The following is a 13,838-nucleotide window of genomic DNA, read 5'->3' as shown; positions in this document are numbered from 1 at the left end:
CGGCCCCGGGTAAGATGGCGGTGAGATTGAATACACAAGGAAGCGAACCATGACGACCGAAACGACCAATCCCCTCCTCGACTTCTCGGGCTTGCCCCGGTTCGACCTGATCCGCCCGGAACACGTCACGCCCGCGATCGAGCAACTGATCCTTGACGCGCGCGCGGCCGTGCGTCAGGCCGAGGCGCCCGCGCAAGGCAGCGTCACCTGGGACAACTTCGTCGTCCCGCTCGAGGAAGCGACGGAACGCCTCGGCCGTGCCTGGGGCGTCGTCAACCACCTGAACCACGTGATGGACACGCCCGAGCTGCGTGCCACCTACAACGAGAACCAGCCGAAGATCACCGAGTTCTGGACGGAGCTGGGCCAGAACGAGGCGCTGTTCGACAAATACAAGCAGCTGCGCGCCAGCGCCGACTTCGCGAACCTGTCGCCCGCGCGCAAGCGCATCGTCGAGAACGCCCTGCGCGACTTCCGCCTGGGCGGCGCCGAGCTGCCGGAAAAGCAGAAGGAACGCTTCGCCGAGATCCAGGAAGAGCAGGCCAAATTGTCCACGCGCTTCTCGGAAAACGTGCTGGACGCGACCAACGACTATAAATTGCTCGTCACGGACGAAGCCGACCTGTCCGGCCTGCCGGACGACGTGAAGGCTGCCGCGCGCGCTGCGGCCGAGCGCGACGGCAAGACGGGCTGGCAATTCAGCCTGCACTTCCCGTCCTATTTCCCGATCCTGCAATTCGCCGACAAGCGGGAATTGCGCGAACAGATCTACCGCGCCAACGCCACCAAGGCGTCCGAGATGGGCGCCGTGTTCTCCGAGCTGGAGAAGTGGGACAACACGGGCAACATCGCCCAGCTCCTGAAACTGCGCGACGAGGAAGCGAAGCTGCTCGACTTCCGGAGCTTCGCCCACGTCTCGCTGGAACCGAAGATGGCCGAGACGCCGGAACACGTGATCGAGTTCCTGGAAGACCTCGCGCGCCGCGCCCGTCCGTACGCCGAAAAAGACCTGGCCGAGCTGCGCGCATTCGCCAAGGACGAACTGGGCATCGCCGACATGCAGGCGTGGGACGTGGCCTATGCGTCGGAAAAGCTGCGCGAGAAGCGCTACGCGTTCTCCGCCCAGGAAGTGAAGGAATACTTCCCGGAACCGAAGGTCGTCGCCGGCCTGTTCGGCCTGATCTCCAAGTTGTTCGACGTGACGATCGCGCCCGACGACGCGCCCGTGTGGCATCCGGACGTGCGCTTCTTCCGCATCGAAAAGAGCGGCCACTCAGGTACTCAACTTGTCGGCCAGTTCTATCTCGACTTGTACGCCCGTCCGGGCAAAGGCCAGGGCGCGTGGATGGACGACGCGCGCGGCCGCCGGCTCACCACGGGCGGCATCGTGCAGACGCCGATCGCTTATTTAACCTGCAATTTCACGCCGCCGGTGGCGGACATGAACGGCAAGCTGCAACCGTCGCTGTTCACGCACGACGAGGTAACGACCTTGTTCCACGAATTCGGCCACGGCCTGCATCACATGCTGACGGAAGTGGACGAGCTGTCCGTGTCCGGCATCTCGGGCGTGGAATGGGATGCCGTCGAGCTGCCCTCGCAGTTCATGGAAAACTTCTGCTGGGAGTGGGACGTCCTGCAAGGCATGACGGCGCACGTGAAGACCGGCGAACCGCTGCCGCGCGCCCTGTACGACAAGATGCTCGCGGCGAAGAACTTCCAGTCCGGCATGCAGACCTTGCGCCAGGTCGAGTTCTCGCTGATCGACATGCACCTGCACTACGACTTCGACCCGAACAGCCAGCAGACGGTGCAGAACCTCGTCGACGAGGTGCGCAACAAGTTCTCCGTGCTGATTCCGCCGTCGTTCAACCGCTTCCAGCATTCGTTCGGGCACATCTTCGCGGGCGGTTACGCGGCCGGCTATTACAGCTACAAATGGGCCGAGGTGCTGTCGGCGGACGCGTATGCCGCGTTCGAGGAAGCCGTCGAAGCGGGCGGCGGCCAACTGCTCGACGAAACGGGCAAGCGCTTCCACCGCGAGATCCTGGCCGTGGGCGGTTCGCGCCCCGCGCTGGAATCGTTCAAGGCCTTCCGCGGCCGCGAACCGACGATCGACGCACTGCTGCGCCACAACGGCATGCAGTCTTGACGGAACGGAGATGATGCCGAAGCACGGCGCACATCGGGCGGGACGGCAGGCCGGCATGCTCGTCCTGGCCGCGCTCGTCGCGGCCTGCGCCGCCGGCGCCGTCGCCCAGGACCGGATGTACAAGTGGAAGGACGCGGCCGGCGTCACGCATTACAGCGACACGCCGCCCGCGCGGGGCCAGGCCAGTGTGCTGCAGGCGGACGGCCGGCCCGACGCGGCGCCGGCGCTGCCGTACGAACTGGCGCGCGCCGTGAAACTCCATCCGGTGACCCTGTACACGACGGCGCACTGCGACGCCTGCGACCAGGGCCGCGCCCTGCTGCGCGCGCGCGGCATCCCGTTCGCGGAAAAGACCGTGACCACGCCGGAAGACCGGCAGGCGCTGCACGGCATCGGTGGCAAGGACGAGCTGCCGCTGCTCGTCGTCGGCCGCCGCCAGGTGACGGGCTTTGCGGCCGCCGCGTGGAACGAAGCGCTCGATTCGGCGTCTTATCCACGGGAGGCGATGCTGCCGCCGGGCTACCGGACGGGCGCCGCCGAAGCGGCCGCCCCGGCCAGCTTGCCGGCGCCGCCGCCGCGCGTGCCGGTGGCACCGGCGCCGGACGCGGCCGCCGCGCAAGCCGGGCGGCAGCAACCCAGACAGCAACCCCAGCCGAAAAAATCGCCACCGGACTTCCAGTTCTGATGACTTCCATGACCCGGATCGACTTCCACACCAACATCCCCGACAAGCTCGGCTACGCCTGCCGCCTCGCGCGCAAGGCGTACGCGGCGCACGCGAAGCTCGTCCTGCTGGCCGACAGCCCGGCCCAGGCCGACGCCCTGAACGAGGCGCTGTGGACGCTGTCCGGCACCGACTTCATCCCGCACGTGATGGCCGGCGATCCGCTGGCGCCGGAGACGCCCGTGATCGTCACGGCCGACGAACAGGTCGAGCTGCCGCACCGCGACATGCTCGTGAACCTCACGCGCCGCACGCCGGCCGGCTTCGAGCGGTTTGCGCGCGTGTTCGAAATCATCTCGACGGACGAGGAAGACGCCGCCGCCGGCCGCGCGCGCTACGTCGCATACAAGAAGCAATCGTATCCGTTGACGCACTTCGTGGCGGGCCAGTCATGAGCGATGTTCCCTTCAACGACGAAAGCATCCCGGTCCTGACCGAAGTCGTGGCCGAGACCGCGCCCGCGCCTGCCGCCGCCGACGTCCCCGCCCCGGCGGCCGGCGCCGAACCGCCCTCCGGCGCGCTCGACGACGAGGCGTGGCATGCGCTCGAGGAACGCATCGTCGCGCGCGTGCTCGACCGCTTGCAGGACCGCGTCGAACTCGTGCTGGAGGACCAGGTCCGCACCAGCATGGCCCCCGTGCTGGACCACGTGGTGACGCGGCTGGCGACGGAATTGCGCGACGGCTTGCAGGTGACCGTCGAGCAAGTCGTCGCGCGCGCCGTCGCGCAGGAGCTGGCGCATCTGCGCACGCGCAACTGAGCGGGCCGGACGCACGGTTTGCGGGCACGGCCGCGCCGGCGGCGTGCATCGTCAACGCTCTGTGCCGGAACCCTTTGCGCCGGCGATAAATTAGGGTAACTTTGCCCTGCGCACACAACATGCGGCATCAAGCTGCCCTATTCCTTCCTGGAGAGAACATGCAGGTCACTCAGAAACTCATCCCCTTCGCCATCGCCCTCGCCTTCGCGGGCACGGCCGGCGCGCAACAGGTCGTCAAAATTGGCCACGTCGCGCCGATTTCCGGTCCCAGCGCCCACCTCGGCAAGGACAACGAGAACGCCGCGCGCATGGCGGTCGACGAGATCAACGCGAAAGGCTTCACGCTGAACGGCCACAAGGCCACGCTGCAACTGATTTCCGAAGACGACGGCGCCGATCCCAAGCAGGGCACGGCGGTCGCGCAGAAGCTGGTCGACGCCAAGGTCAACGGCGTCATCGGCCACCTGAATTCCGGCACCACCGTGCCCGCGTCGAAAATCTACAACGACGCCGGCATCGTGCAGATCTCGCCCGCCACGACGGCGCCCGTCTACACGCGCCAGCACTTCCCGGGCGCGTTCCGCGTCGTCGCCAGCGACGCCAAGCTGGGCAGCGCGCTGAGCAAGTACGCCATCGGCACGCTGCACGCGAAAAACATCGCCATCATCGACGACCGCACGACGTACGGCCAGGGTGTGGCGGACGAGTTCGTGAAAGGCCTCAGGAAGCCGGGCATCAAGGTCGTCGGCCGCGAATTCACGAGCGCCACGGCCACCGACTACACGGCCATTCTCACGTCGATCAAGGCCAAGAAGCCGGACCTGATCTTCTTCGGCGGCATGGATTCCGTCGCGGGGCCGATGCTCAAGCAGATGAAGGCGCTCGGCATCACGGCCTTGTTCATGGGCGGCGACGGCATGTGCACGGACGCGCTGGGCCGCCTGGCCGGCGACGGCCTCGTCGACGGCCGCGTGTATTGCGCGGAAGCGGGTGGCGTCAAAGGTCCGCAAGAGAAGGTGATGGAAGACTTCCGCGCCCGCTACAAGAAGAAATTCAATATGGACGTGCAGCTGTACGCGCCGTATGTCTACGACTCCGTGATGGTGATGGCGAAGGCCATGCACGACGCCGGGTCGGCCGATCCGGCCAAATACCTGCCGGTCCTCAAGAACATCAAGTACGAGGGCGTGACGGGCACGATCCAGTTCGACGCGAACGGCGACATCAAGGACGGCGCGCTGACGCTGTACACCTACCGGGGCGGCAAGCGGACGAAGCTGGACGTCATCCGCTGATTCCGGCGACTCAATAAAAAACGCGCCGGCTCAAGCACGGCGCGTTTTTTTTTCGGTTTTTTTCGGTCAGCAGCAATTATTTCTGCGACAGGACCCACTTGACCAGAGTGTGGGCTTCCGCTTCGGTGACCTGCGGGTTGGCCGGCATCGGGACCGGACCCCAGACACCCGAACCGCCCTTCATGACCTTCGCGACCAGTTTGTTTTCGGCATCTTTCTGGCCGGCGTATTTGGCGGCGACGTCCTTGTAGGCCGGGCCGACCAGCTTGGATTGCACGGAGTGGCAAGCCAGGCAATTCTTCGATTTCGCCAGCGCGGCCGCGTCCTGCGCGAAGGCGCCGGTGGAAGCCAGGGCAGAAACTGCAGCAAACAACATCACGGTACGTTTCATCACTTATTCTCCAGTTTGGGGATTCTTCTAATATCGATTCTATCGTGTTTCCCGGCCTACAGTGGCATGGACATATTCAGTAACGGATGATACAGATTGTGGTTGACCAGTTGGCAGGATTCCGTTGCTTTACGGCACTTCTGTTGTAACATGGCCGCTTGAAAGGAATACCAAATGCCCCTGATCCTCCTGATCCTCGTCCTCGTCGTCCTGCGCTTCTTCGAGGTCTGGCGCTTTGCCGGGCTGTCCTGGTGGTGGATCGTCGGCCTGATGGTGGTCGCCTTCATCTGGTTCGAATTCATCGAAAAGATGCTGGGCCTGGACAAACGCAAGGCCCACGACCTCGACGGCAAGCGGCGCAAGGAGCGCGTGAAGCAAAGCTTCGGCAAGCGCAAATGACGCTCCCGGCAGCTTAGCACGCCATCGAACCCAAATTCGGGGTCAGAGCACAAATTCGGGGTCAGAGCACTTTTTTGCGCAATTGTTCCTGCCCAAATTGCGACCGCAAGACGGCAAACGAGACGGGCTTCCCGGCAAGAAGCGAGGGCAATACAGCCATGTGCGCGTCGGCGAAGTGTGCTCCGGCTATTGCACGAAACTGTGCTCTGACCCCGAATTAGCGAAAAAAATGCTCTGACCCCGAATTTTGACCGCGAATTTTTCAGCAGGTGACGGCGCCTTTGCTGGCGGGCTGGGCCAGGGCTGCGAACTTGGCCAGGACGCCGCGGGCGTAGCGCGGCGCCGGGCGCACCCAGGCTGCGCGGCGGCGGGCGATTTCGTCGTCCGGCACGTTCAGCTGGATCAGCTGGCGGTGCGCGTCGATCGTGATCGAATCCCCTTCCCGCACGAGCGCGATCGTGCCGCCCTCGAACGCTTCCGGCGTCACGTGGCCCACGACCATGCCCCAGGTGCCGCCGGAAAACCGGCCGTCCGTGATCAGTCCCACCGATTCGCCGAGCCCCTTGCCGATCAGCGCCGCCGTCGGCGCCAGCATCTCCGGCATGCCCGGACCGCCGCGCGGCCCCAGGTAGCGCAGCACGAGCACGTCGCCCGGGTTGATCTGGTTGGCGAGGATCGTGTCCATGGCGCCGTACTCGTCGTCGAACACGCGCGCGGGCCCCGTGATCACCGGATTTTTCAGTCCGGAGATCTTGGCCACGCAGCCTTCCGGCGACAGGTTTCCCTTCAGGATCGCCAGATGCCCTTCGTCGTACAGCGCGCGGTCCAGCGGGCGGATGACGTCCTGCCCGGCCGGCGGCACGGACGACACGTGCGCCAGTTCCTCGGCCAGCGTGCGGCCCGTGATGGTGATGCAGTCGCCGTGCAGCAGGCCGGCGTCCAGCAGCAGCTTCATGACTTGCGGGATGCCGCCCGCCCGGTGCAGGTCCGTCGCGACGTATTCGCCGGACGGCTTCAGGTTGCAGATCACGGGGACCCGGCGGCGCACGCGCTCGAAATCGTCGATGGTCCACTCCACCTCGGCCGCGTGCGCGATGGCGAGGTAGTGCAGCACGGCGTTCGTCGAGCCGCCCGTCGCCATGATCAGCGCGACCGCGTTTTCGATGGAGCGGCGCGTGATGATGTCGCGCGGCTTCAGGTCGCGCTTGACGGCGTCCACGAGCACGCGCGCCGACTGCGCCGCGGACTCCACTTTCTCGTCGTCCGGATTGGCCATCGTCGACGAGTACAGCAGCGACATGCCGAGCGCCTCGAACGACGACGACATCGTATTGGCCGTGTACATGCCGCCGCACGAGCCGGACGACGGGCAGGCGTTGCGCTCGATGCCGTCGAAGTCTTCCCGGCTCATGCGCCCCGCCGTGAATTCGCCCACGGCCTCGAACGCGGATACGATGGTCAGGTCCTTGCCCTTCCAGTGCCCCGGCTTGATGGTGCCGCCATAGACGTAGATGCCGGGGACGTTCGTGCGCGCCAGCGCGATCATCCCGCCCGGCATGTTCTTGTCGCAGCCGCCGATCACGACGACGCCGTCCATCCACTGGCCGTTGACGCACGTCTCGATGCAGTCGGCGATCACCTCGCGCGAGATCAGCGAATACTTCATGCCCTCCGTCCCCATCGACATGCCGTCGGAAATGGTCGGCGTGCCGAACACCTGCGGATTCGCACCCGCGTCGCGGATGGTGGCGATGGCCACGTCGGCCAGTTTCTGCAGGCCGGAATTGCAGGGGGTGATCGTGGAATGGCCGTTGGCGACGCCGATCATCGGCTTGTCGAAATCGGCCTCGCGGTAGCCCATCGCGTAATACATCGAGCGGTTCGGGCTGCGGGCGACGCCTTCGGTCACGTGGCGGGAACGGCGGTTGTAGCGCGCTTGATCGGACATGGTCGGCTCCTGGCTCCTGATGGGACGATTTTTCCAGCATGCCGCGCGGCCCCGCCCGCGTCAAATGGGCACTCACGCGTGCTTCTGATATGCTACGCGAATCACAGACCCATCACCCATATCGATGAACGTGGAATTGCGCCAGCTGCGCTACTTCGTCACCGTGGCCGAGGAATTGCATTTCGGCCGCGCCGCCGCGCGCCTGCACATGACGCAGCCGCCGCTGTCGCAGGCCATCGCCGCGCTGGAGGATGGCCTGGGCACAGCGCTGTTCCTGCGCAACCGGCGCACGGTCGCGCTGACGCCGGCCGGCAGCGCCCTGCTGCCGGAAGCCCGCCGCATCCTGCTCGAAGCCGCGCTGCTGCCCGACCTGGCGCGGCGCGCGGCCAGCGGCGAGGCGGGCCGGCTGGCCCTCGCGTTCATCACGTCGGCCGACTACAGCGTGCTGCCGCCTTTCCTGCGCCGCTACAGCGAACGCTATCCGGGCGTACAGCTCGCGCTGCAGGAAGCGACGTCGGACGTGCAGGTCGACGAACTGCTGCGCGGGCGCATCGACGCGGGTTTGCTGATCCCCCCGCTGCCCGACCGCGCGCGCGCCGAACTGGATTACATGAAGGTGCTGGACGAGCCGCTGATCCTGTGCGCGCCCACGGGCCTGCTGCGCAGGAAGGGCGCCGTCGCCCTGCGCAACCTGCCCCCTCTGCCGTTGATCATTTTTCCGCGCGAGATCTCGCCGGCGCTGCACGACGCCATCCTGTCGTGCTTCCGCGGCGCCGGCATCACGCCGGCCATCGGCCAGCAGGCGATCCAGATGCAAACCATCGTCAGCCTGGTATCCGCAGGCATGGGGCTGGCACTTGTGCCACAATCGGTGTCGAACCTGATGCGGCCGGGCGTAGAATACCGTGCCCTCGCCGACGCGACCCCATTGGTCGAGACCGGCATCGCATGGCGCCGCGACAATCCTTCGCCGGTGCTCAGGGGCTTCCTGGAACTATTGAGGACTATTTAATATGCTCGTTCATCCGCAACCGAATCCGGTCGCTTTCAGCATCGGCCCCGTCCAGATCCACTGGTACGGGATCATGTACGTGATCGCCTTCGCCCTGTTCATCCTGCTGGGCCGCGTGCGCATCAAGACGCAGGCCCACGTCCAGGCGCAAGGCTGGACCTACGGCGACCTCGACGACATGCTGTTCTACGGCATGCTGGGCGTGGTGATCGGCGGGCGCCTCGGCGAAGTGCTGTTCTACCGCCCCGACTTCTATTTCTCGCATCCGGCCGAGATCTTCATGACGTGGCACGGCGGCATGTCCTACCACGGCGGCTTCCTCGGCGTGCTGATCGCGATGGCGCTGTGGGCCAGGAAGCGCGGCCGCAACCTGCTCGACGTCTACGATTTCATCGCACCCATGGTCCCCATCGGCTATGCGTGCGGGCGCCTCGGTAACTTCATCAACGCGGAACTGCCGGGCCGCCTGGCCGATCCGAACCTGCCGTGGGCGATGATCTGGCCGGGCGTGGAAGGCCCGCGCCATCCGTCGCCGCTGTACCAGATGCTCGTCGACGGCATCCTCGTGTTCATCATCATGTGGCTGTTCGCCCGCAAGCCGCGCCCGCGCCTCGCGGTCGGTGCGCTGTACACGCTGCTGTACGGCTGCGCGCGCTTCTTCACGGAGTACTTCCGCGTGCCGGATTGGGAAACGCATGTGATGGGGATGCCCATCACGTCGGGGCAGGTGCTGTCGCTGCCGATGATCGTGGCGGGGCTCATCATGCTCGGGTGGGCGTATTCGGACGCGAACAAGCGGCGGACCGTGCACGCGTAACGATCGCGCGAACGTTTTGGTGGGCGCAGGGCGCCCACCCTACGCGTGACATACCGTAGGGTGGGCACCCCGTGCCCACCATTCACACGCCCATCAGCTCCAATACCTTGTCCCACTGCCCCTGGGTGACCGGCGAAATCGACAGCCGGCTGCCCTTCTGCAGCAGCACCATGTCCTCCAGCGCCGGCACCCCGCGCATCTCGGTCAGCGGCAGGTAACGCCCTTCCGCCACCGCCGTCACGTCGACGGAAATCCAGCGCGGCTGCTCGCGCGTCGCCTTCGGATCGAAATAATGGCTGTCCGCGTCGAATTGCGACGCATCCGGATACGGCCCGCCGGCGACCTTCGCGACACCCGCCACGCCCGGCACGGCGCAGCTGGAGTGGTAGAACAGCACGCCGTCGCCGACCTGCATCTGGTCGCGCATGAAATTGCGGGCCTGGTAGTTGCGCACGCCGAACCAGGCGACCGTCTTGCCGGGCGCTTCGAGCACGTCGGCGAAACTCACTTCATCGGGTTCGGATTTCATCAACCAGTAGCGCATGCGCGGGTCTCCAAGCGGCAGCACGAATGAAAAAGCGGCTGCGAACATTTCGTACGCAACCGCTTTGGATTATTTCCCCGCCTGTGCCGTTTCTGCCGGCATCCCGAACCTGACGGCTCAAGGTGGTCGCGGTCAGCTCAGTTTCGGGTTCGTCGGACTAGCGACGATCGCGCCCACCAAACATGTTCCACAACCTATGCGAAAGAATGGTTCAAGGAATATATGGCAAATCTCGAACACCGCAGGGTAGACGGCAGTTTACTACGATGGCCGGACATGTCAAACGTTTTTGGGTTCAGGCCGGATTTTCGGCCGGCGCAAGCGCGGCATCCAACACCGTGTGCATCGCCTCGAGTTTTTGCTTGACTTCCAGGATCGTCATGTCCGACAACGGGCCTTGCGGCGCTTTCACGGACAGGAATTCGGCCGCCACCGACAGCGCCGCCATCACGGCGATGCGGTCCGTGCCCCTGACTTTGCCCGAGTCGCGCAGCGCGCACATTTTGCCGTCCAGATAGGCCACGGCTTCGCGCAGCGTCTTCTCTTCGCCGTCGCGGCAGGCCAGGCGATACGGCTGGCCCATGATGTTCACGTCCAGCTGGATCATTGCGTGGCCTCGGTGTCGTCGGAGGTTTCGGGAGCGGGTTCGAGGTGCGACAGCAGCGCTTCGACGCGCTGCTGGGCCGCGATCAGCCGGTTCTTGAAGTCGACGTTTTCCGCGCTGAGCAAGGCGTTCGCCTGATGCAGCAAATAATTCTCGCTGCGCAGCGCCTGGGTCAACTGGGCGAGCCGGTCGATCTTATCGGAGAGGTCTTGGAATTCGGAAATCATCCGTAACTATAGGATCGTCTTGAATTTTTCGTCAACAGGCGCGCGTTCGCGTGCTCCCGATCGTGCGCCCCGTCCGCGCGGATCGGTGTTACCCTCGCTGGATTATGCACTCATCAACCACCGCCGGGCATGGCCACGCGGTGCGCGTCCGCATTGTCCCAAACCGGTCCAGCCGGTTGCGCAGCCACAAAAAAGTCCGTGAAAACCCGAGCACAGTGGCTTGAAATGCCAAATTATCGTCCCTATAATTAGCACTCGTTAGTAGAGAGTGCTAACAAACCTTTCTACGCCACGGCCGGTCGATCTTCAGGATGGCCGGCCGGGGTCTTGGGAATAGCCTGTCAAATCAACTAAAAGGAGTTTTGCATGAACCTTCGCCCATTGCACGATCGCGTGATCGTGAAGCGTCTCGACCAGGAAACCAAAACTGCGTCCGGCCTGATCATCCCCGATGCGGCCGCTGAGAAGCCGGACCAGGGTGAGGTGCTTGCCGTGGGCAACGGCAAAGTGCAAGAGAACGGCAACGTTCGTCCGCTGGAAGTGAAAGTCGGCGACCGCGTCCTGTTCGGCAAGTACTCGGGCCAGGCCGTCAAGGTCAACGGCGAAGAGCTGCTGGTCATGCGCGAAGAAGACATCATGGCCGTCGTGGCCCAGTAATCCAGTCCAACACACTTTCCTGAAATCGGAGAAATAAAACATGGCAGCTAAAGATGTAGTGTTCGGCGACGTAGCGCGCGCCAAGATGGTCGAGGGTGTCAACATCCTGGCCAACGCCGTCAAAGTCACCCTGGGCCCGAAAGGCCGCAACGTCGTGCTCGAGCGTTCGTTCGGCGCCCCGACCGTCACCAAGGACGGCGTCTCGGTCGCCAAAGAGATCGAGCTGAAAGACAAGCTCATGAACATGGGCGCGCAGATGGTCAAGGAAGTCGCGTCGAAAACCAGCGACAACGCCGGTGACGGCACCACCACCGCGACCGTGCTGGCACAAGCCATCGTGCGCGAAGGCATGAAGTTCGTGGCCGCCGGCATGAACCCGATGGACCTGAAGCGCGGCATCGACAAGGCCGTCGCCGCCACCGTCGAAGAACTGAAGAAGATCGCCAAGCCGACCACGACCTCGAAAGAGATCGCGCAAGTCGGTACGATCTCGGCCAACTCGGATTCGTCCGTCGGCGAGCGCATCGCCGAGGCGATGGAAAAAGTCGGCAAGGAAGGCGTCATCACCGTCGAAGACGGCAAGTCGCTGAACGACGAGCTGGACATCGTGGAAGGCATGCAGTTCGACCGCGGCTACCTGTCGCCGTACTTCATCAACAACCCGGACAAGCAAGTCGCCGTCCACGAGAACCCGTTCATCCTGCTGTGCGACAAGAAGATCTCGAACATCCGTGATCTGCTGCCGGTGCTGGAGCAAGTCGCCAAGGCCGGCCGTCCGCTGGTGATCGTCGCCGAAGACATCGAAGGCGAAGCGCTGGCGACCCTGGTCGTCAACAACATCCGCGGCATCCTGAAGACCGTCGCCGTCAAGGCCCCGGGCTTCGGCGACCGTCGCAAGGCCATGCTGGAAGACATCGCCATCCTGACCGGCGGCCAGGTGATCGCCGAGGAAGTCGGCCTGACCCTGGAAAAGGTCACGCTGAACGAACTGGGCCAGGCCAAGCGCGTCGAAGTCGGCAAGGAAAACACCATCATCATCGACGGTGCCGGCCAGGCCGAAGCCATCGAAGGCCGCGTCAAGCAGATCCGCATCCAGATCGAAGAAGCGACCTCGGACTACGACCGTGAAAAACTGCAAGAGCGCGTGGCCAAGCTGGCCGGCGGCGTTGCCGTGATCCGCGTCGGTGCCGCGACCGAAGTCGAAATGAAAGAGAAGAAAGCACGCGTGGAAGACGCGCTGCACGCCACCCGCGCTGCCGTCGAAGAAGGCATCGTCCCGGGCGGCGGCGTGGCCCTGCTGCGTGCCCGCGCCGCACTGCAAGTGAAAGGCGACAACCCGGACCAGGAAGCCGGCATCAAGATCGTCCTGCGCGCGATGGAAGAGCCGCTGCGCATGATCGTCCAGAACGCCGGCGAAGAGCCGTCGGTCGTCGTCGCCGCGGTCATCAACGGCCAGGGCAACTACGGCTACAACGCCTCGAACGGCACCTATGGCGACATGGTCGAAATGGGCGTGCTGGATCCGGCCAAGGTCACCCGCTCGGCACTGCAGAACGCAGCGTCGATCGCCGGCCTGATGCTGACCACCGACTGCATGGTTTCGGAAGTCGTCGAAGACAAGCCGGCCACAGGCGGCATGGGCGGCATGGGTGGCATGGGCGGCATGGGCATGGACGGCATGATGTAATACGCCGTACCCGTCGTACCGAAAGCCCGCAGGGTTCGCGCCCTGCGGGCTTTTCGTTTGCGCCCCGCGCGCAAGCGCTGCATACTGGCGGCATCGACCGACACGGAGGCAACATGGCGGCAGTCAGACTGGACGAACTCGAACACGCGGCCCTGGTCGTCGACGACGGTGCCAAGGCGCTCGTCGCGCGCGCGACGGGCATGATCCACCTTCTCAACGACGATTACATGGACGAGGAAGCGCCCGTGCCGGCCGACCCGGACGGCGCCGGGGGCCATGACTACGTCGTCGTGCCGCCGGCCAGCCAGCTGGGCATCGGCGACCCGCTGGTGTTCCGCTTCGCGGCCGCGCACCTGGCGGACGACCAGGCCGCCGTCCGCGCCCTGGTCGACGCCAACGACATCGACGGCTTCGCGCGCCTGCTCGACGCGCGCGGCGCCACCGCGTCCTGGCAGCAGTTCCGCGGCGAGGAAACGAAGGCGGCGCTGCGCCGCTGGTGCGCCGAGCACGGCTTGCAGGTCAAGGACTGACGCCGCCGAGGCGGCCGGAGCACGGCCAGCGTGCGCGCTGTCGCCCCCGGTTCGCCACCGGTTTTTCGGTGCGCGTTCTTCAATGTCCGCC

General features: G+C 65.0%; 16 protein-coding genes and 1 other RNA gene. 11 read left to right on the top strand and 6 right to left on the bottom strand.

What is annotated here, in order from left to right; translation table 11 throughout:
• The first annotated feature begins 49 nt into the window (after window positions 1-49).
• The 5 genes from ISF28_RS13065 to ISF28_RS13045 all read left to right on the top strand — a co-directional run bounded on the left by ISF28_RS13065 (window position 50) and on the right by ISF28_RS13045 (window position 4,931).
• Window positions 50-2,152, top strand: a complete 2,103-nt coding sequence (locus tag ISF28_RS13065) for a M3 family metallopeptidase (RefSeq protein ID WP_198117615.1) — start codon at window positions 50-52, stop codon at window positions 2,150-2,152.
• Between the two features lie 10 nt (window positions 2,153-2,162).
• Window positions 2,163-2,837 (top strand): glutaredoxin family protein, encoded by a 675-nt coding sequence (locus tag ISF28_RS13060; protein ID WP_229519055.1) that lies wholly within the window; start codon window positions 2,163-2,165, stop codon window positions 2,835-2,837.
• Between the two features lie 8 nt (window positions 2,838-2,845).
• Complete coding sequence (locus ISF28_RS13055; protein ID WP_198117685.1) at window positions 2,846-3,271, top strand: DNA polymerase III subunit chi; 426 nt, start codon at window positions 2,846-2,848, stop codon at window positions 3,269-3,271.
• A complete protein-coding gene (locus tag ISF28_RS13050; protein ID WP_198117614.1) occupies window positions 3,268-3,636 on the top strand; it encodes a DUF2486 family protein in 369 nt (122 codons plus the stop codon). The genes ISF28_RS13055 and ISF28_RS13050 overlap by 4 nt, the downstream gene beginning before the upstream one ends.
• A 158-nt stretch (window positions 3,637-3,794) precedes the next feature.
• Complete coding sequence (locus ISF28_RS13045) at window positions 3,795-4,931, top strand: branched-chain amino acid ABC transporter substrate-binding protein (protein WP_198117613.1); 1,137 nt, start codon at window positions 3,795-3,797, stop codon at window positions 4,929-4,931.
• A gap of 76 nt (window positions 4,932-5,007) precedes the next feature.
• On the opposite strand, the gene ISF28_RS13040 is transcribed toward ISF28_RS13045, so the two are convergent.
• Window positions 5,008-5,322: a c-type cytochrome gene (locus ISF28_RS13040; protein WP_198117612.1), complete on the bottom strand. Its 315-nt coding sequence runs from the start codon at window positions 5,320-5,322 to the stop codon at window positions 5,008-5,010.
• 174 nt (window positions 5,323-5,496) lie between these two features.
• Here ISF28_RS13040 and ISF28_RS13035 point away from each other — a divergent pair, with 174 nt between their 5' ends.
• Entirely contained in the window at window positions 5,497-5,721 is a 225-nt protein-coding gene (locus ISF28_RS13035; protein WP_198117611.1) for a TIGR04438 family Trp-rich protein, read from the top strand.
• 262 nt (window positions 5,722-5,983) lie between these two features.
• Here ISF28_RS13035 and ilvD read toward each other — a convergent pair whose 3' ends face one another.
• Entirely contained in the window at window positions 5,984-7,669 is a 1,686-nt protein-coding gene (gene ilvD / locus ISF28_RS13030) for a dihydroxy-acid dehydratase (RefSeq protein WP_198117610.1), read from the bottom strand.
• Window positions 7,670-7,793: 124 nt separating this feature from the next.
• On the opposite strand from ilvD, the gene ISF28_RS13025 reads away from it, so the two are divergent.
• Window positions 7,794-8,681 (top strand): LysR family transcriptional regulator, encoded by an 888-nt coding sequence (locus tag ISF28_RS13025; protein WP_198117609.1) that lies wholly within the window; start codon window positions 7,794-7,796, stop codon window positions 8,679-8,681.
• Between the two features lies 1 nt (window position 8,682).
• Complete coding sequence (gene lgt, locus ISF28_RS13020) at window positions 8,683-9,498, top strand: prolipoprotein diacylglyceryl transferase (RefSeq protein WP_198117608.1); 816 nt, start codon at window positions 8,683-8,685, stop codon at window positions 9,496-9,498.
• A gap of 82 nt (window positions 9,499-9,580) precedes the next feature.
• Here lgt and ISF28_RS13015 read toward each other — a convergent pair whose 3' ends face one another.
• From ISF28_RS13015 to ISF28_RS13000, 4 genes are all read right to left on the bottom strand, one after another.
• Window positions 9,581-10,042, bottom strand: a complete 462-nt coding sequence (locus ISF28_RS13015) for an EVE domain-containing protein (RefSeq protein ID WP_198117607.1) — start codon at window positions 10,040-10,042, stop codon at window positions 9,581-9,583.
• A 70-nt stretch (window positions 10,043-10,112) separates the two neighbouring features.
• Window positions 10,113-10,293: non-coding RNA, 6S RNA (gene ssrS, locus ISF28_RS13010), on the bottom strand.
• A 44-nt stretch (window positions 10,294-10,337) separates the two neighbouring features.
• The gene (locus tag ISF28_RS13005) at window positions 10,338-10,649 is read right to left on the bottom strand and encodes a cell division protein ZapA (protein ID WP_198117606.1); all 312 of its coding nucleotides are present in this window, start codon (window positions 10,647-10,649) and stop codon (window positions 10,338-10,340) included.
• Window positions 10,646-10,873: a hypothetical protein gene (locus ISF28_RS13000; protein WP_198117605.1), complete on the bottom strand. Its 228-nt coding sequence runs from the start codon at window positions 10,871-10,873 to the stop codon at window positions 10,646-10,648. The genes ISF28_RS13005 and ISF28_RS13000 overlap by 4 nt, the downstream gene beginning before the upstream one ends.
• A gap of 366 nt (window positions 10,874-11,239) precedes the next feature.
• Here ISF28_RS13000 and groES point away from each other — a divergent pair, with 366 nt between their 5' ends.
• The 3 genes from groES (at window position 11,240) to ISF28_RS12985 (ending at window position 13,747) form a co-directional block, all read left to right on the top strand.
• Window positions 11,240-11,530 (top strand): co-chaperone GroES, encoded by a 291-nt coding sequence (groES, locus tag ISF28_RS12995; protein ID WP_056130611.1) that lies wholly within the window; start codon window positions 11,240-11,242, stop codon window positions 11,528-11,530.
• A gap of 40 nt (window positions 11,531-11,570) precedes the next feature.
• A complete protein-coding gene (groL, locus tag ISF28_RS12990; RefSeq protein ID WP_198117604.1) occupies window positions 11,571-13,217 on the top strand; it encodes a chaperonin GroEL in 1,647 nt (548 codons plus the stop codon).
• 113 nt (window positions 13,218-13,330) lie between these two features.
• Entirely contained in the window at window positions 13,331-13,747 is a 417-nt protein-coding gene (locus ISF28_RS12985; protein ID WP_198117603.1) for a hypothetical protein, read from the top strand.
• Window positions 13,748-13,838 lie beyond the last annotated feature (91 nt).

The sequence above is a fragment of the Massilia rhizosphaerae genome (assembly GCF_016093545.1).
In the GTDB taxonomy this organism is placed as follows: domain Bacteria; phylum Pseudomonadota; class Gammaproteobacteria; order Burkholderiales; family Burkholderiaceae_D; genus Telluria; species Telluria rhizosphaerae.
The sequence above is the reverse complement of the archived record's forward strand: the minus strand, read 5'-3'. Positions and strand labels throughout refer to the sequence as shown.

Excerpts from the sequence above, each read along its gene's own strand:
- ISF28_RS13065 (WP_198117615.1), top strand. The coding sequence starts at position 50 with ATGACGACCGAAACGACCAATCCCCTCCTCGACTTCTCGGGCTTGCCC.
- ISF28_RS13060 (WP_229519055.1), top strand. The coding sequence starts at position 2,163 with ATGATGCCGAAGCACGGCGCACATCGGGCGGGACGGCAGGCCGGCATG.
- ISF28_RS13055 (WP_198117685.1), top strand. The coding sequence starts at position 2,846 with ATGACCCGGATCGACTTCCACACCAACATCCCCGACAAGCTCGGCTAC.
- ISF28_RS13050 (WP_198117614.1), top strand. The coding sequence starts at position 3,268 with ATGAGCGATGTTCCCTTCAACGACGAAAGCATCCCGGTCCTGACCGAA.
- ISF28_RS13045 (WP_198117613.1), top strand. The coding sequence starts at position 3,795 with ATGCAGGTCACTCAGAAACTCATCCCCTTCGCCATCGCCCTCGCCTTC.
- ISF28_RS13040 (WP_198117612.1), bottom strand. The coding sequence starts at position 5,322 with ATGAAACGTACCGTGATGTTGTTTGCTGCAGTTTCTGCCCTGGCTTCC.
- ISF28_RS13035 (WP_198117611.1), top strand. The coding sequence starts at position 5,497 with ATGCCCCTGATCCTCCTGATCCTCGTCCTCGTCGTCCTGCGCTTCTTC.
- ilvD (WP_198117610.1), bottom strand. The coding sequence starts at position 7,669 with ATGTCCGATCAAGCGCGCTACAACCGCCGTTCCCGCCACGTGACCGAA.
- ISF28_RS13025 (WP_198117609.1), top strand. The coding sequence starts at position 7,794 with ATGAACGTGGAATTGCGCCAGCTGCGCTACTTCGTCACCGTGGCCGAG.
- lgt (WP_198117608.1), top strand. The coding sequence starts at position 8,683 with ATGCTCGTTCATCCGCAACCGAATCCGGTCGCTTTCAGCATCGGCCCC.
- ISF28_RS13015 (WP_198117607.1), bottom strand. The coding sequence starts at position 10,042 with ATGCGCTACTGGTTGATGAAATCCGAACCCGATGAAGTGAGTTTCGCC.
- ISF28_RS13005 (WP_198117606.1), bottom strand. The coding sequence starts at position 10,649 with ATGATCCAGCTGGACGTGAACATCATGGGCCAGCCGTATCGCCTGGCC.
- ISF28_RS13000 (WP_198117605.1), bottom strand. The coding sequence starts at position 10,873 with ATGATTTCCGAATTCCAAGACCTCTCCGATAAGATCGACCGGCTCGCC.
- groES (WP_056130611.1), top strand. The coding sequence starts at position 11,240 with ATGAACCTTCGCCCATTGCACGATCGCGTGATCGTGAAGCGTCTCGAC.
- groL (WP_198117604.1), top strand. The coding sequence starts at position 11,571 with ATGGCAGCTAAAGATGTAGTGTTCGGCGACGTAGCGCGCGCCAAGATG.
- ISF28_RS12985 (WP_198117603.1), top strand. The coding sequence starts at position 13,331 with ATGGCGGCAGTCAGACTGGACGAACTCGAACACGCGGCCCTGGTCGTC.